This window comes from Nocardiopsis sp. NPDC058789 (genome assembly GCF_042745575.1).
Classification (GTDB): domain Bacteria; phylum Actinomycetota; class Actinomycetes; order Streptosporangiales; family Streptosporangiaceae; genus Nocardiopsis; species Nocardiopsis eucommiae.
This window is the reverse complement of record NZ_JBHYOW010000005.1, coordinates 35,900-61,060: the sequence shown is the minus strand read 5'-3', so window position 1 is coordinate 61,060 and position 25,161 is coordinate 35,900. Positions and strand designations below refer to the sequence as shown.

Below are 25,161 nucleotides of genomic sequence, written 5' to 3'. Positions count from 1 at the left end.
CGCGGCGGGGCCCGTTCCCGTCCCCGCCCGGCGCGCACGCCACGCGGTCCCGACCGGACCCGAACCGCCGCGGTCGTGGGCTAGGGTCGACCTACCACCAAGCTCGCCCTGTCGCTCCCGGCACACCCGTGTCGGGTTGATCGGACCGCGCGCCCAGCGCAGGAGGAGACCACCATGGCCGATCCGGTGACCGCTTCGGTGGACGACACCTTCGACACGGCCGAACTGCGCCGCCGCGTGCTGTCGGCGTGGGCCGACGCGCCCGCCCGCTTCCGGGAGGACGCCAACGCCGAGGAGGACTTCGCGCTCGGCGGGTACCGCGACCGGGTCGTGGTCGAGCTCGCGCAGAACGCAGCCGACGCCGCCCGCCGCGCGGGGGTTCCCGGCAGGCTCCTCCTCGCCCTCGACGGCGACCGCCTCACCGCCGCCAACACCGGCGCCCCGCTGACCTCGGAGGGCGTGGAGTCCCTGGCCACGCTGCGGGCCTCCAGCAAGCGCGACGACCACGGTTCGGCGGGCCGGTTCGGGGTCGGCTTCTCCGCCGTGGTGTCACTCAGCGACGACGTCACCGTGGACTCCGGCGGCACCGCCGTGCACTTCTCCGCCGAGCGGGCCCGCGCGGTGGTCACCGACCTGCTCGACGCCGACGGCACCCACGCCGACCTCGCGGACGAGGTGGGCCGCCGTGCCGGGCACGTGCCCATGCTGCGCCTGCCGTTCGCCGCCGACGTCGTGCCCGAGCGCCCCGAGGGCGCCTACGACACCGTCGTCACGCTGGTCCTCCGCGACGAACGGGCCCGCGAACGGGTCCTGGAACTGCTGGACCGCACTGGGGAGGCGCTCCTGCTCGCCCTGGAGGGGATCTCCGAGGTGCGCGTCGTCGTCGACGGCGAACCGAGGACGCTCACCCGCGCTCCCGGCGACGACGGCAACGACCTGGTCACCACCCACAGCGACGCCGGGGGCAGCAGGGTCACGCCCTGGCGCGTGCTGCGCCGGTTCGGCGAGTTCGCCGCGCACCTGCTCGCGGACCGCCCCACGGAGGAACGCGAACGTTCCACGTGGTCGCTGACCTGGGCGGTGCCCGTGACCCCTGACGGAAGCGTGGCCACGCTGCCCGCCGACGTCGAGCACGTCGTGCACGCGCCCACCCCCACGGACACCGAACTCGACCTGCCCGCCGTGCTCATCGGCACGTTCCCGCTGGGCGCCGACCGGCGCTCCGTACAGCCGGGCGCCGCCACGGACCTCCTGCTCATGGAGGCGGCCGACGCCTACTGCGCGCTGCTGCGCCGCTTCGCCCCCGCCGCCGCCCTCGACCTCGTGCCCGCCACCCGGGTGGGTGGCGGAGCCGTCGACGCGGTCTTCCGCACCCGCGTCTCCGAACCGCTCCAGGACACCCCGTTCCTGGCCACCGCCGCCGGTCACCCGGTCGCCCCCCGCGACGCCGTGCTCGTGGACACCGGGGGAGCCAGCGGTGCCGCCGACCTCGTCGACCTGCTGGTCGACCTCGTTCCCCCGGTGCTGCCCGGCTCCTGGAGCCCCCGCCACCCGGCCCTGGCCGCGCTGCGCGTACGCCGTCTGGGCCTGGCGGACCTCGCCGACCTGCTGGGGGACACCCAGCGTTCGCCGGAGTGGTGGCGCGGGCTCTACGCGGCCCTGAGCACCGCCGGGAACGGCGGTGCCGACCTGGACGAACTCGGCTCCCTGCCGGTCCCCCTGGCCGACGACCGCCTGGTCCGTGGTCCGCGCTCGCTGCTGGTGCCCACCGACGACTGGGCGCGGGTCGCGGACGCCGAGGGCAACCGGCTCGACCCCGCCGTCCTCGCCACACTGGGCGTGCGCGTGGTGCACCCCGAGGCGGCCCACCCGCTGCTGCTGCGCCTGGGCGCGGTGGAGGCCGGTGCCGCCACCGTCCTGGCCGACCCCCGCACCGAGGCGGCGGTCCGGGACTCCTTGGACGCCGAGGACCCCGAACCCGTCGCGGAGGCCGTCCTCGACCTGGTGGCCGCGTCCGGCACGACGGTCCGGGACGCTCCCTGGCTGTCCGAGCTGGCCCTGCGCGACGACGAGGACGGCTACTCGATCGCCGCCGAACTCCTCGTGCCCGGCGCTCCCCTGGCCGACCTGCTGGTGGACGACGCCCCGTTCGGCACGGTCCACGACGACCTCGTCCAGCGGCACGGCACCGACGCCCTCCGGGCCGTCGGCGCCCTGTGGGAGCTCACCGTGGTGCGTGCCGAGGAGGCCGCCCTCGGTGAGGCTCCGCTGGCCTTCGAAGGAGCCGGAGACGAGGGCCCGGACGGTCTGGACGACTGGGCCGACGACGTCCTGGAGCGCGTGGGCGACCCCGAACTGCCGCCGGTCGTCCCCGAGCTGGTGTGTGTCGCGGACCTCGACTACGTCTCCGACGACGCCTGGCCGCAGGCCCTGGCTATGCTCTCCCGGGAGCCGCTGCGCGAGGCGGTGGTCGAGCCCGCCCGCCTGCTCATGCCGGACGGCCGGGTGGTCGACGTGCCGTCCTACACCGCCTGGTGGCTGCGTACCCGGGCGCTCCTGGGCGGACGCGCTCCGGTGGAACTGCGCACCGCCGACGCCGAGCCCGCCCTGAACGGGCTCTACGACGAGGTGCCCGCCGACGTCGACCCGGAGTTCGCGCGGGCGCTGGGGGTTCGCACGACCCTCTCGGACCTGCTCGCGGACCCGGACGGCCCGGACGATCTGCTCCAGCGGTTGGCCGACCCCGCGCGGCACGTGAGCCGCACGGCCCTGCGCCGCCTGTGGACGGCGCTGGCCGAGGTCGACGCCGACCTCGTCTCCCCGCCGTCGCTGGTGCGTGCCGTGAGCGAGGGGGCGATCGTGGTCGCCGACGCCGAGGACACCGTCGTCGTGGACTCGCCGGACCTGCTGCCCCTCGTGACGGACCGGCCGCTGGTGCTGGCCGAGGCCGCCGCCGCCGAGCGGCTGGCCGACGTGCTCGACCTGGACCTGGCGTCGGAGAGCGTCACGGGGAAGGTGAACTCGGCAGGGCGTGTCCGCGCGGTCCCCGACGAGGCCGCCCTGTTCCTCGCCGGGGAGTCGGACCGCACGTACCTGCACCACCAGAAGCTGACCGTGGACGGTGTGGAGGTGGAGTGGTTCGTCGGGGACGGCGCGATCCACGCCTCCGGGGCGGAGGGACTGGCCCGGGCCCTGTGCTGGCGGGCCGGTCAGTGGTCCCGCCGCCACCTGCTCGCGGCCGTCCTGCGGGACCCGTCCTCCGCCGCGCGCCTCCTGGCCGAAGCCGACCTGGAGTAGCTCCGTCGCGGCGTCCACCGCCGTCGCGCCCGGCGTCCACCGCCCGGCTCTCCAGGACACGTGGTCGTCCGGGGGCGTGCTCCCCGCTCCTGGGGACGCGCCCCCACCACGCGACTACGCCTCGGGGCTCTCGGCCCACTCCGTGACGTCCAGGGCGTCGCCCACGGACACCGTGCCCGGGCCGGTCACCGCGAACTTCGTGCAGAAGGCCACCCCGCCGTCGGCGACGCGGCGGTACGCGGCCAGGGCGCGCAGCGGCTGGGGGCCGCGCTTCTCCCCGGTCTCCTGGTCGATCGTGGTGACCGTGCAGCGGGTGCACATCTTCGCGTAGCCCAGCTCGGCGGTGCCGATCCGGACCCGGCGGATCAGGTCCTCGGTGTGCGGCTCGGGCCAACCGGTGACGATGACGTTGGGTCGGAACCGGGCCATCGGCACCGGACGCCCACCGTCGGCGACGATGCGCTCGTTGAGCTGGTCCAGGGAGGTCATCGAGCCGATCACGGCGGCGTGGCCGTCCGCGAACCCGGCGGTGCCGGGGGTGACCCCGGTGGTCACGCGCCGGTTGTCGTCGGGGACCCGGACCAGGCGGCTGGCGCGGCCGAACAGCTCGGTGAGCCACCCGGCGACCTCGTCGCCCTGGTCCACGCCCACGAGGGGGTTGTTGTGCACCGTCACGTCGAGCCGGGGGCCCTCGGGGTCCACGTCCACCTTGACCGGTGAGAACCCCTCGGTGCTCAGGACCAGCCGGGAGCCGTCCGGGGTGAGGTCGGGCACGATCCGCGCCATGTGCGGGTCCCTGCGCTGGCTGCGGAAGTCGCCGGAGTCGTCCACCACCATGAACGAGCGGTCGTGGGTGATCCCGGCGGAGGTGAACTCGGCGGTGCCGAGGGGGAGTCCGGCGCATCCCTTGATGGGGTAGACGGCGAGGGAGGACACGCGGGCGGTCGGAGTGGCGCTCATGACGACGACGCTACCGGCCCCCTCCCGGAGCGGCGGACGAACCCTCGCGGAACCTCGTAGGGCTCGGCGGTGTGGTTCACCTCACACACCGTAACTGTACCTTCTGGAAGGTACAGTTACTCCCATGCGACCCAGTTCCCGCACCCTCATCCTCGACGCCGCCGTCCGGGTGACCGAACGGCAGGGCATCACCGCGCTGACCCTCGACGCCACCGCCGAGGAGGCCGGACTGACCAAGGGCGGCCTCCTCTACCACTTCCGGACCAGGGACGACCTGCTCCTGGCGATCCAACGCCACCTCGTCCAGGGCCTGGAGGAACGGCTCGTCGCCGAGCTCGGTGTCCCCTGGGAGGGGGCCACGCCCGTGGAACGCGGCGGCGCCTACGTTCGCGTCATGATGCGCGGCGAGGTCCGCCACGCCGACCTCGCGTTCATGGTGGAGTCCGAGTCCAACCCCGAGCTCGCCCGGATCTGGGACGACCTGATGGAGCGGTGGGTGCCCGTCCCTCAGTCGCTCGACCCGCGCGGACTGGACCTGTTCCTCGCGCGTCTGGCCGCCGACGGGCTCTGGATGTTCAAGGCCACCCCGGGGAACCCGCTCTCCGAGGAGGTGGCGCGGGCCCTGCGGGACCGCCTGGACCGACTCACCACGGCGGAGCCGCAGGCCTCCGGCACCAAGGAGGACTCGTGAGTGACGCGCACGAGGTCGGGACCGCACCCGTCTCCCGAGCCAGACGCTGGCTCGTGCTGGCCGCCGTCTCCGCCGGGCTGCTGCTCATCTCGGTGGACATGACCGTGCTCTACACGGCCCTGCCCACCCTCAGCTCCGACCTTCGGGCCAGCGCCTCCGAACGGCTCTGGATCATCAACGCCTACCCGCTGGTGATGGCGGGCCTGCTGCTCGGCGCCGGGACCCTCGGGGACCGGGTCGGCCACAAGCGGATGTACCTCGTGGGACTCGTGCTGTTCGGCGCGGCCTCCCTCGTGGCCGCCTACGCGGTCAGCCCCGCCATGCTGATCGCCGGGCGCGCCTTCCTGGCGGTGGGCGCCGCCGCGATGATGCCCGCCACGCTGTCGCTGATCCGCGTCACCTTCGTGGACGAGCGCGAACGCGGGATCGCGATCGGGGTCTGGGGCACCATGGCCATGGTCGGCGCGGCGGTCGGGCCCATCGTCGGCGGGGCGCTGCTGGAGTTCTTCTGGTGGGGCTCGGTCTTCCTGGTCAACGTGCCGATCGTGCTGGTGGCGCTCGTCCTGGCCGCCGTGGTCGCGCCGGGCGGTTCGGGCAGCTCCGACCGCCCCTGGGACCTGCTCGCGTCCGTGCAGGTCATGGTCGGCCTGGTGGGTCTCGTCTACACGATCAAGGAGCTCACCGGCCCCGAGCCGTCGGTCCTGGCGGTGACGGTGGCCCTGGGCGCCGCCGTGGCCGGGATCTGGAGCTTCGTACGACGCCAGCGCGGGCAGGCCTATCCGCTGGTCGACTTCGCGCTCTTCCGCGACCCGCGCATCCTCATCGGTGTGCTGGCGGCCGGAATGGCGATGTTCGCGCTGGCCGGGGTGCAGCTGGTCCTCACCCAGCGCCTCCAGCTGGTCCTGGGGTTCACCCCGTTGCAGGCGGGCACGACCGTCGCCGCCATGGCCCTGGGCGCCCTGCCCGTGGGTGTGGTCGTCGGAGCGCTGCTGTACCGGGTGGGCACCCGGCCGATGATCGTCGCCGGGCTGCTCACCTCCACCGTGGGGACCGTGGTGGTGCTCCTGACGGCCTCCGCTCCACTGCCCTGGACCGTCGCCGGGCTCCTGGTGATCGGCGCGGGCACCGGTGCGGCCATGACCGCCGCGTCCGCCGCGATCGTCGGCAACGCCCCCGCCCACCGGGCGGGCATGGCGGCCTCGGTGGAGGAGGTCTCCTACGAACTGGGCAGCCTGACCGGGGTCGCGATCCTGGGCAGCATGATGGCCGCCGTGTTCGCGCGGACCGTCGTCCTGCCCGACGGGGCGCCCGCCTCGGCGGCCGAGGGTATGGACGAGGCCCTCGCCGCCGCCCGCGACCTGGACGCCGCGAACGCCGCCGAGCTGGTGTCCGCCGCCGCCCGTGCCTTCGACAACGGCTTCCTGGTCACCCTGGCGATCGCCGCCGCCGTCCTGCTCGCCTCGGCCGCGTTCGCCTTCCTCCACAAGCGCGGCTGGAACGACGAGGCCGTCGGTGCGTCCGCCGGTCAGGGGAACTGCACCAACAGGTCGATGGAGTAGACCAACGGGAAGACGGTGGCGACCACGGCGGCGGCCGCCACCGCGCCCGAGGCGGGGAGGAAACGGGGGAACCGACGGACCACGGCCCAGACGAGCAGGGCCGCGCCCGCCGCGACCGACCCCCACCAGTACGCGGCTGGCGTGGTGGCGGCGATGACCGTGAGGCCGTACACGCCCTCACCGACGAGCAGACCGCTCACCGCGCCAGCCGCGAGGGGCACGTACCCGGAGCGCGTCCTCAGGGCGTGGGCGCCCCACCCGAGGAAGGGGCCGACGACGACCGCCGCCGTGCACCAGAAGAGTGACGAGCCCAGGGAGGGGTGGAAGCCCCTCAGAACCGAGGCCAGGTCGTACCCGGCGACCATGGCGAACAGGGTGAGCACACCGGCCGCGATCGCGAACCCCCGCCGCCGGGCGGGGTAGGCGAGGAGGAGGGCGGCCACGCTCCAGGACCCCGACGAGTTGGCCAGGGGCGCCAGGACCCCGGGGAGCAGCCCCTGCGCGTACGAGGTGAGGACCCCCACCAGCAGCCCGCCGCCGACGGCGAGGGCCAGGACGAACCACGGAGACCGCTCCCCAGCGGGCGCGGGCCGGGCTCCGGGTTCGGAAGCGGTCTCGTCGGGGCCGGTGTCGGTCGTGCTCACGGTGGGGTCCTCGGGGCGTCGGTGACGGGACGTGTCGGCCCCGTGAGGGCCGACTCCTGGGTCCTATCGCCGGGTCCCGCCCCGCCGGTTCACCGGTGGGAGACCGGACCGCCCAGGCCCCGGCGCGTCACCGGGCGACGCGGAAGAAGCCCTCGGAGATCAGCGTGCGCAGCGCCTCCGGGGTGCGCTCCCGGATCATCACCGGGTCCTCACCCATGAGGTCCGCGATGGCGTCCAGCAGCGGACCGACCGGCATGGTGCCGTCGCAGACACTGGCCAGCGCCGCCTCCACGGTGCCGATCCGCGCCACGCGGCGCAGACCGTCGCGCTGGCGCAGCAGGATCTTCTCCGGGTCGGGCGCCCCCGGCACGGCCACGCGCTCCTCGACCACGTTCGGCGCCAGGGCCACGTGCGCGGCCAGGAGGGCGGCGTCGGTCAGGCGGTGGGCGGTCATCGCGCCGTCCACCACGTCCGGCAGGTAGGGGCCCACCGGCTGCTGGACGTCGTGCCGCAGCTCCTCCACCCGCACGGTGGCGTCCTGGGCGACGTCGTTGCGCAGGCTGATCCAGCCGAAGCCGATCCCCTTGATGCCCTCGCGGTCGAAGTAGTCCAGCCAGGCGTCGTAGCGGCGCGTGTACTCGGGGGTGCCGTGCTCGCAGGAGTCGCGCAGCCACAGCTCCACGTACTCGGCGGGGTCCTGGACGTCGCGCTGCACGACCCAGCCGGAGCAGCCCGTGCCGGTGATCCAGCCGCCCACCCGGTCCTGCCAGTCGTCGGAGTCGGTGTGCGTCCAGTTGGCGAGGAACTGTCCCCACCCGCCCTCGGTGAGGTGGGCGGGGGCCTGCCGGACCAGCTCGGCGCAGACGGTGTCGCCGGGCAGGTCGGACTCCCGGTAGGTGTACCGGGCCGTCTCGGGGGTGATCACGAACGGCGGGTTGGACACGATGAGGTCGAAGCGCTCGTCCCGGACCGGCTCGAAGAGCGAGCCCTGGGCCAGGCGGGCGCCGGTGATCCCGGACAGGGCGAGGCTGATCCCGGCCAGTCGCACCGCGCGCGGGTTGAGGTCGGTGGCCACCACCTCCCGGGCGCGGGAGGCCAGGTGGAGGGCCTGCACACCGCAGCCGGTGCCCAGATCGAGGGCGCGTTCGTAGGGGCCGTCGACGATCAGTCGGGAGAGGTTGGCGGAGGCGCCGCCCGCGCCGACCACGTGGTCGGCGCCGGGTACCCGCCCGCTGCCGGGCCGGACCTTGGGGTCGGAGACGACGAAGCCGGGGCGGCCGTCCTCCAGCTCCCAGGGGCCCAGGTGGACGAGGGCACGGACCACCGGGCCGTCGGCCCCCTCCTCGACGGTGACCAGCCCCGCGTCCGCGAGCTCGTCGACGGGGAGGATGGCACGGGCCGCGCGCGCCGGAATGGGGGCCTGGAGCCACCACAGGCGCAGGAGCAGTCCGAGGCGTTCCTCCCCGCCCGTGGCGCGGAGTGCGGGCACGAGCTGCTCGCGGGCCAGGGCCTTGGCGGCGGCGTCACCGAGGCGGTCGCGGACCCCGGACACCGTGTAGTCGGCGTCGATCAGGGTGCCACGGAGCCGGTCGGCGAGTCCTCGCGGGAATTCTGTCTCAGACACCAGCCCATTATCGGTCAGGTGACGAGGTGCCCCGGTGCGCCGGTGGCACGGTTCAGGGGGTTCCGGGCTCGCGGGGGGCCTCCTCGGTCGACCGTCCGACCGCCCGATCCGCCGCCTCGTCGCGTTTGCGGAACAGGTACGGGATGTAGAGGAACCCGAACACCCCGAGGGCGATCCCGGTCACACAGACGCCGATCCACCACTTCTCGGAGGAGGGCAGGCCGTCTCCCATGACGAGGAGCACCACGAGGGCGATCGTCCACGCGACCGTGCCGATGGCGGCGGGGACGCGGTAGTCGCTCTCGTGGACTTCGGGGTCGGGCTGACGAGGTTTGGGCACGGATCCAGGCTATCCGCTGGCACCCGGCGGGCGCGGTAGCGGTGCGATGACGCGAGGTCAGCGGGGAGATGCCTTGGTCACACCCGATGATCCGATCTCCCCTTCATATGGCGATTTCTATGAAATTGATGTGAAACGGGTGTCGGGTGTTGTACGAAGATGCAACTAATCTGGCGCAGAATCCTTGTTGTCCAGTAACACGACCAGGTCAGGCTGACGACGTGAACGCACCGACTCCCTCCTCCACTGACGAGCAACGACGCCCCAAGGGCGCGGTGGACCGCTACTTCCGCGTGTCCGAGCGCGGCTCCACCATCGGCACCGAGGTCCGCGGTGGCATGGCGACCTTCTTCGCCATGGCGTACATCGTCGTCCTCAACCCACTGATCATCGGTACCGCCGAGGACGTCAACGGCGACACGCTGGGCATCCCCGGCGTCGCCGCGATGACGGCCCTGGTCGCCGCGCTCTCCTGCGTGCTCATGGGCGTGGTCAGCCGTTACCCCTTCGCCATCGCGGCGGGCATGGGCCTCAACGCCGTGGTCGCCTACGGCATCGCGCCGCTCATGTCCTGGGCCGACGTCTTCCTGCTGATCATCATCGAGGGCGTCGTCCTGCTCATCCTCGTGCTGACCGGCTTCCGCACCGCGGTCTTCGCCGCGATCCCGCCCGGTCTCAAGGTGGCCATCGCGGTCGGTGTGGGCCTCTTCCTGGCACTCATCGGACTGGTCAACGCCGGTTTCGTGCAGGCCGGTGAGGGCACCCCGGTCCAGCTCGGCGACGGCGGCCTCAACGGCTGGCCGATCCTCATCTTCGTCATCGGCCTGCTCCTGAGCATCGGCCTCTACGTGCGCAACGTGCGCGGCGCGCTGCTCATCGGCATCGTGGCCACCACGTTCGTCGCCATCGCGGTGGAGACGCTCCTCGGTGACGGCGCCGACGCCCTCGGGTGGGGCCTGACCGTGCCGAGCCTGCCCACCAGCCCCGGCGACCTGGTCGCGCTCCCGGACGTCTCCCTGCTGGGCCTGTTCCTCGACGGCGGGCTGGCCGGTCGCTTCTCCGACGTGGGCGTGGCCACCGTCGTCATGCTCATCTTCACCCTGCTGCTGGCGGACTTCTTCGACACCATGGGCACCATGGTCGGTGTGGCGCACCAGGGCGGGCTGGCCGACGAGGACGGCAACATCGAGGGCACCCGTGAGGTGCTGGTCGCGGACTCCCTGGGCACGGTCCTGGGCGGCATCGGCTCCGCCTCGGTCGCCACCCTCTACGCCGAGTCCGCCGCCGGTGTCGGTGAGGGCGCCCGAACGGGTATCGCCCCGATCGTCACCGGTGCGATGTTCCTGGTCGCGACCCTGTTCACGCCGCTGGTCACCCTGGTTCCGTTCGAGGCGGCCACCCCGGTCCTGGTGATCGTGGGCTTCATGATGATGACCCAGGTGACCAACATCGACTTCAAGGACCCGGCCATCGGCATCGGTTCCTTCCTGGCGATCATCATGATGCCGTTCACCTACTCGATCGCCAACGGCATCGGGTTCGGCCTGCTCGCCTTCGCCTTCGTCATGCTGGTCACGGGCCGTGGCCGCCGCGTGCACCCGCTCCTGTGGCTGATCTCGGTGATCTTCCTGATCCACTTCGCGGAGGCGCCGATCTACGCGCTGATCGGGTGACCTCCTGATCCGCTGAGCCCTGTCGGACCCGGGCCGACGTCCCCGAGCGGGGGCGTCGGCCCGAGTCGTGTACCAGGGGAGGGGAATGCGGGGCGGGGTGGGTATCGTTGCGTGAAGTGATGAGTCAACGCCGTTTACTTCTCTGCCCCCGAAACCACGTCCCGGTGGTCGCCTCCGCCCCTCCCCGGTGTCCGACGGGGAGGGACTGATGCGCCGCATCGCGATGTTCCGTTCCCTGGGCGTGCGCAACTACCGCATCTACGCGCTCGGTCAGCTGGTCTCCAACCCCGGCACCTGGATGCAGCGCATCGCCCAGGACTGGCTGGTCCTCCAACTCAGCGGAGGCAGCGGTATCGCGCTGGGAATGACCACCGCGCTCCAGTTCCTGCCCATGCTCTTCCTCGGGCTGTGGGGCGGCGCGATGGTCGACCGCTTCGACAAGCGCAGGCTCCTGATCATCACCCAGGCCAGCATGGGCGTGCTCGCCGTCGGCCTCGGTGTCCTGGCCACGCTCGGCGCGGCCGAGGTCTGGCACGTCTACCTGTTCGCCCTCGGCCTCGGCCTGATCACCGTGCTCGACAACCCGGGGCGTCAGGCCTTCGTCCCGGAGATGGTCGACCGGGACCTGCTGCCCAACGCGATCGCCCTGAACAGCGCCAGCTTCCAGCTCGGCCGCGTCACCGGTCCCGCCGTCGCCGGAGTGCTGATCGGCCTGGTCGGCAGCGGACCGGTGTTCATGGTCAACGGGCTCTCGTTCGCCTTCACCATCGTCGCCCTGCTACTGATCCGCACCGCCGACCTCAACCCCACCGAACGCGTCCCGCGCGGCAAGGGGCAGATCCGCGAGGGCCTGCGCTACATCGGGGGCAGACGCGACCTGGTCCTGCTGCTGGTCCTCGCCGGGGCCGTGCAGTTCTTCGGCGCCAACGCGCAGAACCAGATCGCCCTCATGGTCAACAACGTGTTCGAGGCCGGGGCGACCGCCTTCGGCGTGGCCGCCGCCGCGCTCGCGGTGGGCGCGCTGGCCGGGGCCCTGCTGGCCGCGCGCCGTGAGCACCCGCGCCTGAAGCTGGTACTGATCGGCGCGATGGGGTTCGGTGCGACCCAGCTCGTGGCGGGACTGATGCCCGGCTACGTCGCGTTCGTTCTGGTCCTGGTCCCGATGGGCGTGCTCTTCATGACCTTCGTGACCACGCTCAACGCCACCTTCCAGCTGAGCGTCGACCCCCAGATGCGCGGCCGGGTCATGAGCATGTTCCTGCTGGTGTTCATGGGTGTGGCCCCGATCGGCGCGCCCGTGGTGGGCCTGATCGCGGACGCCTTCGGACCCCAGGCCAGCCTCCTCACGGGCGGCGCGGTGACCACCGTCGTGGTCGGCGTGCTCACGGTGCTGCTGATGCGCGTCAGGGGCGTGGCCGCGCGCGACCTGCTGCCCCGGCGGCGGCGCGGACCCGAACCGGCGGGATCAGGCGGTGACCACCCGGGTGACCATGGAGACCGAGCTGACCGCGAGCAGCACCAGCACGGTACGGCGGAACAGCTCGGCGTCCAGCCTGCGGAACAGGCGCTCACCCACGAGGGTGCCGATCAGCAGGGCGGGGACACCGACCACCAGCAGGCCTCCGACCTGCGGCGTTAGCTGACCGCCGAAGCCGAACCCCACCAGCGTCGCCACGCTCGTCGCGGAGAACGTCACGGCGAGTGTGGCCCGCTGCACCCGGGGTTCCAGTTCGGCCAGCCGCGAGCCCTGGAGCCCGGCCACCATCAGCGGGCCGTCGATCGCCGTGGAGGCGAACGCGGCGCCTGAGAGCGCGCTCATCCCGGCCACCGCCCCCATACCGCCGGGGATGCGCACCCTGCGCCACACCAGGACGGTGCCGAGGACGACCGTCACCGCGATCAGCACCAGCAGGACCTGCTCGGAGAGCACGTTGAGCGCCCACAGCCCGAACGGCACCCCCGCCAGGGCGCACACGAGCAACAGGACGGCGGACCGCCGGTCCACGTGTGCCCGGTCCCGCAGCGCGACCCACAGGTTCAGCGGGACCGCCAGGGTCGCGGAGACCACCACCGCCGTGACCGGGTCCAGGAGCAGGGCCAGCGGCGGCACGGCGGCCAGGGAGAACCCGAAGCCCGCGGTGATACGGATCAGTGCGGCGAGCGTCAGGACCACGAACACACAGGCGAGGACGTACACGGAGGCGGCTCACAGGACGAGGTGGCGGGCGGCGGGAGTCGAAGGGATGATGATGTCATGACCCTGTTCGTCGCGCTCTGGCCGCCCGACCAGGTCCGGGACCGTCTGGAACGGGCGGTGCGCGCCGCCCGCCCCACCGCGCCGGAACTGCGCTGGAGTCCGCCGGAGCGCTGGCACCTCACCCTGGTCTTCCTGGGGGAGCCCGCCGTGCCCGTCGCGGAGCTCTCCACCGCGCTGGGGCGGGCCCTGGAGGGGTGGCCGCCTCCCGAACTGGCCCTCGACGGCTGGGGCGTCTTCCCCCGAACGGACGGGCCGGGGCATCGCGCGTCCGTCGTGTGGGCGGGGGTGCGGGGCCACGGGCTCCCGGAGCTCGCCGGGGTCCTGACCGACGCGGCCCGTGACGCGGGCGTGCCCGTCTCGTCACGCCCCTTCGTGCCCCACGTCACCCTCGCCCGTGCCCGCCGCCCCCGCGACGTCACCCGGACCCTGCGTGCTCTGGGCCCGGCGCCCGCCACCGGCTGGCGGGCCGACCGGGTCTCCCTCGTCGAGAGCCGCCCGTCGGGGCCGGACCGCTACCGGACCGTCCGGAGCTGGGGACTACCCTGGGGGAGCGAATCCCAACGAGCACCGGAGCGGGGCACGTCATGAGCATGCTCACCAACAACCGCAAGCAGCGCTGGCTGCTGCCAGTGGTGCTCGGTTCGATCATGCTCATCGTGGTCCTGGGAGCCCTCTTCGGCTGAGCCGGCTTGACCCTGACACCGGTGTCAGGGTCCTAACGTCCGGGCCATGACCACTTCCACGCTCCGTTCCGGCTGGCTCGCGTGCCTGGCCCTGACCGCCTTCGCGGTCGGGACCGACGACCTCGTCATCGCCGGACTCCTGCCGGTCATCGCACTGGACCTCGACGTCGGCGTCGCCGCGGCGGGGCAGCTCGTGACAGTCTTCTCCCTCACCTACGCCGTGGCGGCCCCTCCGTTGGCAGTGGTCACCGCCCGGATGCCCCGCCGCACCCTCCTCCTCGGCGGACTCGCGGTGTTCGCCCTGGTCAACCTGGTCACCGCCCTCGCGCCCACGTACACCGCACTCATGGCCCTACGGGTGCTCGCCGCCCTGGTCGCCGCCGCCCTCACCCCGGCCGCCTTCTCCATGGCGGCCCGGCTCGCCCCGTCCGGACACACCGGACGCGCGGTGGGCGCCGTCGCCGCGGGGCTGACCGTCGCCCTCTTCCTGGGGGTGCCGATCGGCGCGCTGCTGGGCTCCGCGTTCGGCTGGCGCTCGGCCTTCGTGGCCGTCGCGCTGCTCACCGGCGCGGTCCTGCTCGCCTCCCTCCGGTACCTGCCCCCGCTCCCGGGGGCGCCCGAGGCGGGGCTCCGCGCACAGCTGCGCCACCTGGGCCGTCCCGCGATCCTGACCTGTGTCACCGGGACCGTCGCCGGGGCCACCTGCGGGTTCATGACCTACACCTACGTCGCCCCGATCACCCGCGACCTCACCGGAACGGGCGGCGCGGCCCTGGCCCCGCTGATCGCGGTGGTGGGCGCCGCGGGGGCCGTCGGGACCTTCCTGTGCGGAAGGGCCACCGACCGCTGGGGCGCCGACCGGGTCCTGCTCGGCACCTTCGCCGGGATGGTCGGGACCAGCCTCCTCCTGGTCCTGCTGGCGCTCCCCACCAGCGTGCCGACCTGGGCCCTGGCAGGCGTCCTCGCCCTGTGGGGCTTCGCGGCCTGGGGGTTCGCCGCGCCGATGAGCGCCCGGCTGCTGTTCCTGGCCGGGAACGCGGGCACCGAGGCCCTGGCCCTCAACACCGGAGGGCTGTACGTGGGCACGGCGGTGGCCGGGGCCCTGGGCGGCGCGGTCGTCGCGGGGTACGGGGGAGCGGGGGTCCCGGTGGCCGCCACCGCCGTGGGCCTGGCCGCGCTGGGGTTCATGGCGCTCTCCGTGCGCTGGTTCCCCACCAGCGGGCACCGCGAGAGGGTTTCGTAGTCTGGTGGGGCCGCGCGCCCGCGCGCCCCCACCGGTTCGGAGACGGTATGCGCATCGGAGAGCTCGCCGAACGCACGGGCGCCAGCCCGCGCTCCCTGCGGTACTACGAGCAGCGCGGACTGCTCGCCTCGGAGAGGGCAGCCAACGGTTACCGCGAGTACGGTCCCGAGGCCGTGGACCGGGTGCGCAACATCCGCCTCCTGCTGGAGAACGGGCTGACCTCCGAGGACGTGCGGGAACTCCAGGACTGCCTGGAGCTGGACCTGGCCCGCGAACCCGCCTGCGCGGAGGCCGTGGCGCTCTACGAGCAGAGGCTCCGGGCGGTCCGGGAACGGATCGAGGCGCTCACCGCCACCGAGCGCCGGATCGAACGCCGACTCGCGGAGGAGACCGGGACCTAGGCCCGTGCTCGGGTGAGGGAGACCGCGTGGGCCACCAGGGCGGCGTTGTCGTGGGCCTCCGTGCCGTCCGGCAGCCGCATCGTGTCCTCCAGGCCGATCCGGATGTCCAGGCCCTCCTCCACGGCCTGTTCCAGAACCGGCCAGGCCGTCGCGTCCACGCCGTGCAGCATCCGGGGGACGCGTACCCGGCCCCGGTCCAGCACGCGGGCGATCGCCTCCGTGTTGCGCCGGGCGTCCTCCACCGCCACCTGGGTCGGCTCCACCAGCACGGCCGCCACCTCCGGCCCGGTCGCGACCAGGATGCGGGCCGCGTCCACCGTCCACACCCCCGCCTCCACGGCCACCCGGCGGTCACGCAGGAGCTGGACCAGGTCCACCGACCCCGGCTCGTGCAGGTTCACCGACACCGAGTCGGGCAACGCCGGGGAGGGCCATCTGTGCACCAGGTCGTACCGGCGCCAGGGGTCGGACTCCGCCGACAGCGCGGTGGTCAGCGACACCGGGACGTCGGGCCCGTCCGCGCGCATCCGCTCCATCAGCGCCGCCACCACCTGCGGCTCCAACGACTCCGCTCCCCGGGGGTCGCGGGGATGGACGTGGACGGCGGTGGCGCCCGCCGCCACCACGGCGTGCGCGTCGGTGACGAGCTGGTCGACGGAGACGGGCAGCGCCGGGTGCGCACCCGGACGCCGGTCACCGTTGAGACAGGCGACGATCCTCATGAGGTCTCTCCTTGCGCGCTCTCTCTGCGGAATGTTCCCGCTCGCACCCGGGTGCAAGCCCCGGGCCGTCCGCCCTGGCAGGATGGCGGGCATGAGAAGCTCCCTGACCCTCGTCGCGGCGGCCCTGTTCGCGTTGGCCCCGACGGCCTCCGCCGTGGCCGCCCCCGTTGACCCCGACGACGGGACGGGCGGGGTCGACTACCCGCGCGGTGGTGAGGGCCCCGAGGGTTCGGAGATCGCCTTCGAGTTCCAGGACGACCGCATCTCCGAGTCCAGCGGGCTGGCTCCCTCGCTGCTGCACGAGGGCGTGTGGTGGACGCACAACGACAGCGGCGACCACCCCTCGGAGGTCTACGCGGTCGACGAGGACGGCGAGACGCTCGCGACCGTCACCCTGAACATCGAGCGCCGTGACTGGGAGGCGATCAGCGTCGCCCAGGGCCCTGAGGGGGTGCCCACGGTCTTCGTGGGCGACATCGGTGACAACTTCGGCGGCGGCTGGCCGAACATCCGGGTGTACCACTTCGCCGAACCCGAGGTCCTGGGCGACGCCGTCCTGGACCCGTCGGTGTTCACGTTCACCTACGAGGACGGGGGGCGTGACGCCGAGGGGATGATGATCGACCCTCGGAGCGGTCGCATCCACGTGGTGTCCAAGGAGTTCGCGGGCAGCGTCTACGCCGCGCCGGAGAACCTGGACCCCTCCGGGGAGAACGTCCTCACGCGGGTGGACTCCGCGCCGCTCTTCGCCACCGACGCCGCGTTCAGCCCGGACGGAACGCGCTACGCCATCCGTACCTACTGGGGCGTGAGCGTCTACGACGGGACCAACGGCGTGCCGGGGAGGTCGGTGGGATCCTTCGACCTGCCGGAGATGGAGCAGGGCGAGTCGGTGGCCTTCACCCCGGACGGCACCGCGCTGATGGCGGGCACCGAGGGCGCGAACTCCCCGGTCTGGCGCGTCCCGCTGTCGGGGGAGCTGCTGCCCGACGCGGCGGCCGAAGCCGAGGTCGAGGCCTCACCCGCCGCCGACGAGGACGGGAGCGAGGACGAGGAGCCTCGGGAGTCCGGTGCCTCGGGCGCGCTCCCGCTCATCCTCGGAGGAGCCGCCGTGGCCGTGGTCCTGATCGGCGCCATCGTCCTCCTGGTCCGCCGCACCTGAGTCCGCGGGGACCCGGGCGGGGGACCGACCCCGACGCCTCGACTACTTCTCGGGCTGCGGGTCCAGGTAGTGCTCGCGGCAGAGGAAGGCGTGCCGGGAGAAGTCGGTGAAGACACCGTCCACGCCCGCGTCGAAGAAGGCCTCGTACTCGGCCGCGAAGCCGCCGTAGTCCTTCGGGTCGCCGTCCGAGCGCAGGTCCGTCGGCAGGAAGTGGTTCTCGCTGCGGAACGTGAAGGGGTGCACGACCAGGCCCGCCTCGTGAGCGTCCTTCACCAGATCGGTGGGCTCGCCCAGGGAACCGTCCTCGTTGGTGGGGATCACCAGGCTCTTGTGCGGGCCGATGGCGTGCGCGAACGTCGCGACCTCGGCCAGGCCGTCCGGGGTCGTGTGGTGCAGCCAGTGCTCCTCGGTGCCCATGAGGTACACCAGCGGCAGCCCGGTCTCGGAGAGCTTGCGCAGGCTCTCGGCCTCGAAGGACTGGAGGAACACCGGGACCCTCGGCTCCTCGCCGACCAGCTCGGCCTCCCGCAGGGCGGCGATCAGCGGGGGTTCGAGGTCCAGGCCCTGCTCCACGTGGTGGGCGGGGTGCTTGGTCTCCGGGTAGATGCCGATCGGTCGGCCCAGCTCCTTGGTCAGGGAGAGGGCGAGCTCGATGACCTCCTGGAGGGTCGGGATGCCGTAGGTCCCGTCCATCACCGCGTTGTCCGGGCGGACCTCGGCCATGCGCTCGCGCGCCCGGAGCGTCCTGATCTCGGCCAGGGTGAAGTCCTGCGCGTAGAACCCCTCGACGGTGCGTCCGTCGATGGTCCGCTTGGTGCGCCGGTCCGCGAACTCGGGGCGGTCGGCCACGTCGGTGGTCTCACCGATCTCCTGCTCGTGGCGGCAGATCAGCTGGTGGTCCTTGGTGGCGACCAGGTCCATCTCGATGAAGTCGCCGCCGTGCCGGGCGCCCAGTTCGTACGAGGCCAACGTGTGCTCGGGCCGGTGACCCGAGGCCCCCCGGTGGGAGATGATCTTGATGGGGAGTTCAGTCTTCTTGTTCCTGCGCACAGTGGGACCGTCCTGGGAAACGATGAGCGGAAGTAGGAGAAGGAGGCCGACCCACGCGCGGCGGGTCGGCCTCCATTCTCCAGTGTCGCGGGACCGATTCAGGACGGTCCCCCGGTGGTCCCCGTCAGGACAGCCGGGTCAGGACGTGGTCGACGCACTCGGTGAGCGCGTTCACGTCGCTGGGCTCCACGGCCGGGAACATCGCCACCCGTAGCTGGTTGCGGCCCAGCTTGCGGTAGGGCTCGGTGTCCACGACGCCGTTGGCGCGCAGCACCTGGGCGATCCGGGCGGCGTCGACCTCGTCTGAGAAGTCGATGGTGCCGACCACCTGGGAGCGCTGGGCCGGGTCGGTGACGAACGGGGTCGCCACAGGGGAGCGGTCCGCCCAGTTGTAGAGGATCGAGCTGGACTCGTGCGTGCGGGCCACAGCCCACTTGAGCCCGCCCTGGCCGTTGATCCACTCCAGCTGCTCGGCGAGGAGCAGGAGGGTGGACACCGCCGGGGTGTTGTACGTCTGGTCCTTGGCGGAGTTGGCGATCGCCGTGGGCAGTGAGAAGAACTCGGGGACGTAGCGACCGCTGGCGGCGATCTCCTCGACCCGGGCGAGCGCCTTGGGCGACATGACCGCGATCCACAGGCCGCCGTCGGCGGCGAAGCTCTTCTGCGGGGCGAAGTAGTAGACGTCGGTCTCGGAGACGTCGACGTGCAGACCGCCCGCACCGCTGGTGGCGTCGACCAGGACGAGCGCGTCCTCGTCGGCCCCGGAGACCCGGCGGATCGGCGCGGCCACACCCGTGGAGGTCTCGTTGTGGGTGAGCGCGTACACGTCCACACCGGCCTCGGCGACGGCCTCGCCGTGGGTGCCGGGCTCGGTGGTGATGACCGTCGGGTCGTCCAGCCAGGGGGCGCCCCCGACGACCTTCGCGAACTTGCTGGAGAACTCACCGAACGCCAGGTGCTGCGACTTGGAGCGCACCAGGCCGTGGGCGGCGATGTCCCAGAAGGCGGTGGTCCCGCCGTTGCCGAGAACCACCTCGTAGCCGTCGGGCAGGGAGAGGAGCTCGCTCACACCGGCGCGGACCCGGCCGACCAGGGACTTGACCGGCTTCTGCCGGTGCGAGGTCCCCAGGTAACGGGAGCCGGAGGCGGCGAGGGCGTCGAGCTGGGCGGCGCGGACTTTGGAGGGGCCGCTCCCGAAACGGCCGTCGGCGGGCAGCAGGTTCGCGGGAATCTGAATCTCGGTCACGCGGACCAGCGTAGTGGTGGACGACGTGGGAGCGCCGGTCAGGTCGGCAATTGATGTCGTGAAATCACGTGACCGACGCAACGAATCGTCACAGGTCGGAGCTACTGGCCGGTATGGGCCAGTCTCGATTCGTGGAAAGGGGATGTCGGCCCGGTGCCCGTTGCTGTCTAATGAGGCAGCTGCCGGGGGGCGGACCTTACAGAATCGACCGTGAAGGGACCTTCGAGTGTCCGACCAGACACCTCGCACTCAGGAAGAGCCGACCAAGCCCTCTTTCATCCGAGTCTTCGAGGCTCTGCGCCGACTCCCCTCGCGCTCCGAGCGCCTCGTCGTCCGGAGTCTGGAGCACACGGTCACCCGGCGCCGTCCGGCGCGCCTGGGCAAGAGGCAACGCGGTGACGTCGCCGAGCCGCCTCCCGTCCTGGACCTGGTGACCGAGGGTCCCGAGGACACCACAGCCGTTCTGCATGCCCTGGTGCTAGAAGGCGGGGTCGGACCCGTCTGGATGCTTCCCAAAGGGGCACTGAAGAAGGACCGCGAAGCAGTCAGGAAGGACCCCAGCTCGCCGGACACCGACGCTCCGCGTCGAGAGAACGGGCGGGACCGCCGCAGGAGGCCGCCCGAGGGCGGATACACGGGTGAGGCGGACGGTGTCGTGACCGTCGAGGAGCTCTACGGCTTCCTGGACCGACTGGTGAAGGACGCCTTCCCTTGGAAGGACGAGCCGATCAAGGTGCCGAGTGGCCACAGGGCACCGCCACCGCCCCGCTTCGCCCAGGTCCGCTCCCTGCTGTGGCTCCAGCGCTGCAACTACGAGAAGGTCGTTTCAGCCCTCGAGGACGATGACACCCCTAGCAGTGACGCCCAGGCGGAGGTGATCAAGGCACTGCGCGAGGTGCGGCTGGAGAGTGCCCGGGAGGACAGGGAGAACCTGCTTGCCCGCGCGCAACGTGCGGCCGAGAAGCCAGAGGCCGTGCCATCCCCCAGCCGCTGGGAGCTGGCCAAGAGCCGCTGGGTCGTCTACGGGCGCGCCCTCGCGAAGGGCGTGGCCTCCCTCTCCAACGGGGTCAACACGGCCTCGAAGTGGATCACCTTCGGCAACGCCGACGACAAGATCCTCACTCCGGTCTCCTTCGTGCTGTCCCTCTTCGTGGCTGCGGCCCCCTTCACCTTCGCGTTCATCGGACTCGCCGCGCAGCAGGCCAACGAGCTCGTATCCCTGCTGGTCGGCGCCCTCCTCATGAGCGTCTACCTGCTCACGGTCTTCTTCTTCCTGCTTCCGTGGCGCCCCTACCGATGGCTGCGCCACCATCGGTACGTCATGCGCCAGACCCGGACGGTCCAGGGGGCTGCACCCGACAAGAACGGCGGCTCCGACACGCCGAAGGAACCGAGCCCCGCCCGGGGAGCGCGCGGTCGTCACCGTGTCCACGGCGTTCAGCTGATCAGGCTGTTCGACGACGAGGCCCACGCGCAGAGGAGCACCAGCAAGGCGGTACAGGCGCCCAGTACCCACAGGATCGCGGTCAACGCCCTACTGGACGATCTCCACCGCGAGTTCTCCACCGGCCACCGCCTGCGGCGCGGAGGAGACGTCCGACCGGTGCTCATCTATGACCAGCGCGGAATGGACCGTGTCGGCCGCTACTTCGTGTGGCTGATCGAGCAGGAACGCCTGCGCAGGGGCTTCCCCGACCCTCTGCTGCTGGTGCAGGTGCGCGACGGCGCACTCGCCCCCCTGGTAGACGGGGTCGTCGACGTCACCCGGTACGGCTTCCTACCCGAACTCGACCAGAAGAAGGCGACGGACCAGGACGAGGACGAGGCGGGAAGTCGGAAGAGGGAGGCGCTTGATCTGGTCCGCCGGTGGACCTACCACCGTTACCTCTCCGGGGTCCTGGGAGCCGAACGCATCATCACCCGACGTATCCCGAAGCTCTCCGGGGATGGAGGAGAAATCACCCCGCGAGGACGCCTGGAATGGGTCCGCAGCGTGCCGGTTCTCGTTGGGATGTGGACCAGCGGGATCGCGGGGGTGACCGCCGTGGCGGTGTTGTTCGGCGTCGTCTTCCTGCCCTCGCTGGCCCAGGCCAGCAACCCGTGTGTCCAGGACGGGGTGTGGCAGCCGCAGGGCATCACACGCAAGGGGAACCAGTGCGTCGGTGTCACCGACGGTGCGTTCGTCTTCAACGATCGGTTGAAGGAGGTAACCGAGCGCATCCACGAGCAGAACAAGGCCGTGGAGGCAAGCGGCAAGCCCTACGTCACCATCGCCCACCTCGCCGAGCTGGACGTGGCCGACCTGGAAGACCCCTCGCTCTCCGGAGGGCAGGGTGAACTCATGGGCCTGGCCTACCAGCAGGAGGAGCACAACCGGATCAAGGACGACAGGTACCCCAGGATCAAACTGCTCATCGCCAACGCCGGCCGGGGCTGGGAGCACTCGCTGGTGGCCGCGAAGGAGATCGTGGACCGCGCCGAGAACGAGCGGCTCGGGATGGACCGGCCGATCGCCGCGGTCGGCTTCGGCCACAGTGTCGTACCCAATAGCGACGCCATCAGGGAGGTTGGGGACGCCTCGCTCACCATGGTGGGCACCACGGCGACGTTCGATGACGTCGCCAAGTCCGGAGAGCGTGAGCACAGCGAGTTCTACTTCCCGATCTCCCCGGCCAACAGCAGGATCGCGGAGCAGTCGGCGTACTGGGCCCGGTACGGGGTGTCCTGGCGGGGGGAGGACGGCGTGGAGCGCGGGCTGGAGCCGCACGAGACCGCCGTAGCCATCGCCCCGGGTGAGGAGAACGCCGAGGGCAGGTCGCACGAACAGTACGGACCACACCTGGCGACCGAGTTCATTGCCGCCTTCGAAAGACGCGGCGGTCGGGTGTGGGAGGGCTCCGAGGGGATGGGCCGGGACGAGTTCGAGGGGGGAGTGCTGCTCTACCAGGACGGTGAGACGGAGGAAGGCGGCACCACCTACGAGGAACACCTGGAGCGTCTGTGTACTGACGACGACCCGCCGGACCTGCTGTACTACGCGGGCCGCTCAGACGACTTCACCGAGTTCTACCGCCGGTTCACCCGGACCGGTGGCGAGGACTGCGTGGGGGGTCGTATGACCATCCTGGGCGGGGACGACGTCTCCAAGTTCGTCTCCGACGAAGAGGAGCTCATCGGCAACAACGCCGCCTTCCACTCGGTGTTCTACACGCCCCTGGCGCCCAGCGGTCCCTGGGCCGGTTCGGACGGCCTTTCCGGTGGCGGTGACCAGGGGTTCTACAGCGACATCACGGCCCTTCAGACAACGCTGTTCAAGGACAGGGCCAAAGAGGCAGAGGAGAGAGAGGGCGGAGCGGTCGCCAAGAAGGAGCTGCCCTCCATCGCGCACGCGGCCGTGGCCAGCGACGCGTTGCTGGTGGTCTCCGAGGCACTGCCCAGCACCGGGCTGCCCAAGGAGGAGCTCGCCGCGAAGAACCCTCTGCGGTGGGTCGGCCTGGACCGGCACCCCTTCCTCCGTACCCAGGAACAGTACGAGGAAAAACGGGAGGCGCTGCACAGCGGGATCAAGAAGACGAAGAACCTGACCGGCGTCTCCGGTTACATCAAGTTCGACGCCGGGAACGACGGGAACTGGTTCAACGAACGTATGGTGCAGTTGGTGCTGGTGGGACCCGATGTGGTCAACCCCGAGACCGGCGAGAAACAGCGCCAGCACGTGGTCCAACGATGCGGCAGGCGCAACGCCAACTTCGACGAGACCGGCGTCGGATGCCTGCCCCTGGGCTCCGGGATCGGGGGGCGGCCCACGTGAGAGTATGCGTCGTGTGGACCACCAGAACCCCGCCGAGCTGCGGAAGCCGTACGTGGGTGAGCCCCTGCGCCGCCGTGACCTGGCCGACCTCCCGATGGCCCAGTTCCACCTGTGGTTCGGTGAGGCCCACGAGTCCGGCCTGGCCGAACCCAACGCGATGGTGCTCTCCTCGGTGGAGCCCTCCGGGATGCCCCGGTCGCGGACGGTCCTGATGAAGGGCTACGACGCCTCGGGGCTGCGGTTCTTCACCAACTACACGTCGCGCAAGGGCCAGGCCCTGGACGCCGACCCGCGTGCGAGCGTGGTCTTCCCCTGGCACGCGATCCGGCGCCAGGTCCTGGTGGCCGGGCGCGTGGAACGGCTCGGGGACGAGGAGAACGACCGCTACTTCGCCACCCGTCCCCGGGGCTCGCAGCTCGGAGCCTGGGCGAGCGAGCGCCAGTCGCGGCCGGTGGCCGACCGCACCGAGCTGGACCGGCTGTTCCACGAGTTCGACTCGGTGTGGGGCACCGACGAGCCCATACCCAGGCCCACCTACTGGGGCGGCTACCGGCTGGTGCCCGGTGAGGTGGAGTTCTGGCAGGGCGGCGAGGACCGCATGCACGACCGGTTCCGGTACGTGCGGGTCGGCGAGGCCTGGGAGATCGAGCGCCTGGCGCCGTGACCGGTGCTCCGAGGTGACGTTGGTCGCGTCGAACGCGGGTTCGAGGGAGTTTCGGGGGAGTGGGGTCCGATGGGTGGTCGCGCAAGGGTCTTCCGGATACTTCACGTATCGGGCGGGTCACCTGCACGCCTGTGACCTTGGACCCTTGTGCCGCGCGGGTCGCCGCGACCCCTGGTGTCCGTATCGTGAGACAGTGTCGAAATCCACGCCCGTCGCGCCGCGATATGCTGGACACATCGGTGGTCGCTCCCGCGGTCCTGCGGACGCCCCGGTCCCCACCTGGCCCCAGGGAATCACGTGGTCCCGGCCTGTGTTGTGAGAGACCTGCCGTGCCGCACGTGACCGCGCGTGGGGCGCAGATCCTTGGGAGGGGAGTCTTGACCGCACACGGGCTGATCGACACCACGGAGATGTACCTCCGTACGGTCTTCGAGCTCGAAGAGGAGGGCATCGTCCCGCTTCGGGCCCGGATCGCCGAGCGCCTGCACCAGAGCGGACCCACGGTGAGTCAGACCGTCGCCCGCATGGAGCGCGACGGCCTGCTGAAGGTCGAGAACGACCGTCACCTGGTGATGACCGCCGAGGGCCGCAGGCTGGCCACCCACGTCATGCGCAAGCACCGGCTCGCCGAGCGCCTGCTCGTCGACGTCATCGGTCTGCCGTGGGAGGACGTCCACATCGAGGCCTGCCGCTGGGAGCACGTCATCTCCGAGGCGGTCGAGGAGCGTCTGGTCACGCTGCTCAACGCACCCTCGGTGTGCCCGCACGGCAACCCGATCCCGGGTCTGGAGGAGCTGGGCCTGGAGGGTTACGCCCCCGAGCCGTTCACCGACGACTCCATCGTGCCGATGATCGACGCCGCCTCCGACTCGGAGTCCACCGTGACGGTGCGTCGCATCAGCGAACAACTCCAGCCGGACGCGGACATCATGCTCACCTTGCGCGAATCCGGGGTACAACCGGGACAGGAAGTCGTGCTCAAGGCTTCGGACGACGGCGTGCGCGTCATCGGCGCGGGCGAGGACACCGAGCTCCCGGCGGATGTCGCCGGGCACATCTTCGTCGCCAAGCCGTGAAACGTTCGTCCACGTTGATTGGTTGCTCATCGGGATTGTCTCATTGCGCTGCGGGAAC

At 71.7% G+C, this 25,161-nt stretch carries 19 protein-coding genes and 1 pseudogene; 12 read left to right on the top strand and 8 right to left on the bottom strand.

What is annotated here, in order from left to right:
- Positions 1 to 174: 174 nt before the first annotated feature.
- On the top strand, positions 175 to 3,297 hold the full coding sequence (locus ACFW3L_RS08145) for a sacsin N-terminal ATP-binding-like domain-containing protein (protein ID WP_378737739.1): 3,123 nt from the start codon (positions 175 to 177) through the stop codon (positions 3,295 to 3,297).
- A 114-nt stretch (positions 3,298 to 3,411) separates the two neighbouring features.
- On the opposite strand, the gene ACFW3L_RS08140 is transcribed toward ACFW3L_RS08145, so the two are convergent.
- Positions 3,412 to 4,257, bottom strand: a complete 846-nt coding sequence (locus tag ACFW3L_RS08140) for an MOSC domain-containing protein (RefSeq protein WP_378737737.1) — start codon at positions 4,255 to 4,257, stop codon at positions 3,412 to 3,414.
- Positions 4,258 to 4,381: 124 nt separating this feature from the next.
- On the opposite strand from ACFW3L_RS08140, the gene ACFW3L_RS08135 reads away from it, so the two are divergent.
- Positions 4,382 to 4,948: a TetR/AcrR family transcriptional regulator gene (locus ACFW3L_RS08135; RefSeq protein WP_378737735.1), complete on the top strand. Its 567-nt coding sequence runs from the start codon at positions 4,382 to 4,384 to the stop codon at positions 4,946 to 4,948.
- Entirely contained in the window at positions 4,945 to 6,507 is a 1,563-nt protein-coding gene (locus ACFW3L_RS08130; RefSeq protein ID WP_378737733.1) for an MFS transporter, read from the top strand. The genes ACFW3L_RS08135 and ACFW3L_RS08130 overlap by 4 nt, the downstream gene beginning before the upstream one ends.
- On the opposite strand, the gene ACFW3L_RS08125 is transcribed toward ACFW3L_RS08130, so the two are convergent.
- The 3 genes from ACFW3L_RS08125 to ACFW3L_RS08115 all read right to left on the bottom strand — a co-directional run bounded on the left by ACFW3L_RS08125 (position 6,474) and on the right by ACFW3L_RS08115 (position 9,115).
- Positions 6,474 to 7,151: a DUF6518 family protein gene (locus tag ACFW3L_RS08125; protein ID WP_378737731.1), complete on the bottom strand. Its 678-nt coding sequence runs from the start codon at positions 7,149 to 7,151 to the stop codon at positions 6,474 to 6,476. The two genes, ACFW3L_RS08130 and ACFW3L_RS08125, sit on opposite strands and share 34 nt — an antisense overlap.
- A 127-nt stretch (positions 7,152 to 7,278) precedes the next feature.
- Entirely contained in the window at positions 7,279 to 8,775 is a 1,497-nt protein-coding gene (locus ACFW3L_RS08120) for a methyltransferase (protein WP_378737729.1), read from the bottom strand.
- A 52-nt stretch (positions 8,776 to 8,827) separates the two neighbouring features.
- Entirely contained in the window at positions 8,828 to 9,115 is a 288-nt protein-coding gene (locus tag ACFW3L_RS08115) for a DUF2530 domain-containing protein (RefSeq protein ID WP_378737727.1), read from the bottom strand.
- Positions 9,116 to 9,336: 221 nt separating this feature from the next.
- Between ACFW3L_RS08115 and ACFW3L_RS08110 the strand changes: the two genes are divergently transcribed.
- Both ACFW3L_RS08110 and ACFW3L_RS08105 read left to right on the top strand, forming a co-directional pair.
- Positions 9,337 to 10,788, top strand: coding sequence for an NCS2 family permease (locus ACFW3L_RS08110; protein ID WP_378737725.1), 1,452 nt, complete (start codon positions 9,337 to 9,339; stop codon positions 10,786 to 10,788).
- A gap of 208 nt (positions 10,789 to 10,996) precedes the next feature.
- Positions 10,997 to 12,427 carry an MFS transporter gene (locus tag ACFW3L_RS08105; RefSeq protein WP_378737723.1) on the top strand — a complete coding sequence of 477 codons (1,431 nt, stop codon included), beginning with the start codon at positions 10,997 to 10,999 and terminating at the stop codon, positions 12,425 to 12,427.
- Here ACFW3L_RS08105 and ACFW3L_RS08100 read toward each other — a convergent pair.
- Positions 12,338 to 12,961: pseudogene (locus ACFW3L_RS08100) on the bottom strand (TSUP family transporter); the annotation flags it as partial. The gene ACFW3L_RS08105 and the pseudogene ACFW3L_RS08100 sit on opposite strands and share 90 nt — an antisense overlap.
- 81 nt (positions 12,962 to 13,042) lie before the next feature.
- On the opposite strand from ACFW3L_RS08100, the gene thpR reads away from it, so the two are divergent.
- The 3 genes from thpR (at position 13,043) to ACFW3L_RS08085 (ending at position 15,372) form a co-directional block, all read left to right on the top strand.
- Positions 13,043 to 13,633 carry an RNA 2',3'-cyclic phosphodiesterase gene (thpR, locus tag ACFW3L_RS08095; protein WP_378737721.1) on the top strand — a complete coding sequence of 197 codons (591 nt, stop codon included), beginning with the start codon at positions 13,043 to 13,045 and terminating at the stop codon, positions 13,631 to 13,633.
- A 141-nt stretch (positions 13,634 to 13,774) separates the two neighbouring features.
- A complete protein-coding gene (locus tag ACFW3L_RS08090; protein ID WP_378737719.1) occupies positions 13,775 to 14,971 on the top strand; it encodes an MFS transporter in 1,197 nt (398 codons plus the stop codon).
- Positions 14,972 to 15,018: 47 nt separating this feature from the next.
- Positions 15,019 to 15,372 carry a MerR family transcriptional regulator gene (locus tag ACFW3L_RS08085; RefSeq protein WP_378737717.1) on the top strand — a complete coding sequence of 118 codons (354 nt, stop codon included), beginning with the start codon at positions 15,019 to 15,021 and terminating at the stop codon, positions 15,370 to 15,372.
- On the opposite strand, the gene ACFW3L_RS08080 is transcribed toward ACFW3L_RS08085, so the two are convergent.
- Positions 15,369 to 16,094, bottom strand: coding sequence for a 3-keto-5-aminohexanoate cleavage protein (locus ACFW3L_RS08080; protein WP_378737715.1), 726 nt, complete (start codon positions 16,092 to 16,094; stop codon positions 15,369 to 15,371). The two genes, ACFW3L_RS08085 and ACFW3L_RS08080, sit on opposite strands and share 4 nt — an antisense overlap.
- 91 nt (positions 16,095 to 16,185) lie before the next feature.
- On the opposite strand from ACFW3L_RS08080, the gene ACFW3L_RS08075 reads away from it, so the two are divergent.
- Positions 16,186 to 17,256 carry a hypothetical protein gene (locus ACFW3L_RS08075; RefSeq protein WP_378737714.1) on the top strand — a complete coding sequence of 357 codons (1,071 nt, stop codon included), beginning with the start codon at positions 16,186 to 16,188 and terminating at the stop codon, positions 17,254 to 17,256.
- A gap of 42 nt (positions 17,257 to 17,298) precedes the next feature.
- On the opposite strand, the gene ACFW3L_RS08070 is transcribed toward ACFW3L_RS08075, so the two are convergent.
- Complete coding sequence (locus ACFW3L_RS08070; RefSeq protein ID WP_378737712.1) at positions 17,299 to 18,306, bottom strand: glycerophosphodiester phosphodiesterase family protein; 1,008 nt, start codon at positions 18,304 to 18,306, stop codon at positions 17,299 to 17,301.
- A gap of 124 nt (positions 18,307 to 18,430) precedes the next feature.
- Positions 18,431 to 19,552, bottom strand: coding sequence for a phosphoserine transaminase (gene serC / locus ACFW3L_RS08065; protein WP_378737710.1), 1,122 nt, complete (start codon positions 19,550 to 19,552; stop codon positions 18,431 to 18,433).
- A 226-nt stretch (positions 19,553 to 19,778) separates the two neighbouring features.
- Here serC and ACFW3L_RS08060 point away from each other — a divergent pair, with 226 nt between their 5' ends.
- The 3 genes from ACFW3L_RS08060 to ACFW3L_RS08050 all read left to right on the top strand — a co-directional run bounded on the left by ACFW3L_RS08060 (position 19,779) and on the right by ACFW3L_RS08050 (position 25,103).
- A complete protein-coding gene (locus ACFW3L_RS08060) occupies positions 19,779 to 23,363 on the top strand; it encodes an ABC transporter substrate-binding protein (RefSeq protein WP_378737708.1) in 3,585 nt (1,194 codons plus the stop codon).
- A 13-nt stretch (positions 23,364 to 23,376) separates the two neighbouring features.
- Entirely contained in the window at positions 23,377 to 24,027 is a 651-nt protein-coding gene (gene pdxH / locus ACFW3L_RS08055) for a pyridoxamine 5'-phosphate oxidase (protein ID WP_378737706.1), read from the top strand.
- Between the two features lie 377 nt (positions 24,028 to 24,404).
- Positions 24,405 to 25,103: an iron dependent repressor, metal binding and dimerization domain protein gene (locus ACFW3L_RS08050; RefSeq protein WP_378737704.1), complete on the top strand. Its 699-nt coding sequence runs from the start codon at positions 24,405 to 24,407 to the stop codon at positions 25,101 to 25,103.
- Positions 25,104 to 25,161: the final 58 nt, after the last annotated feature.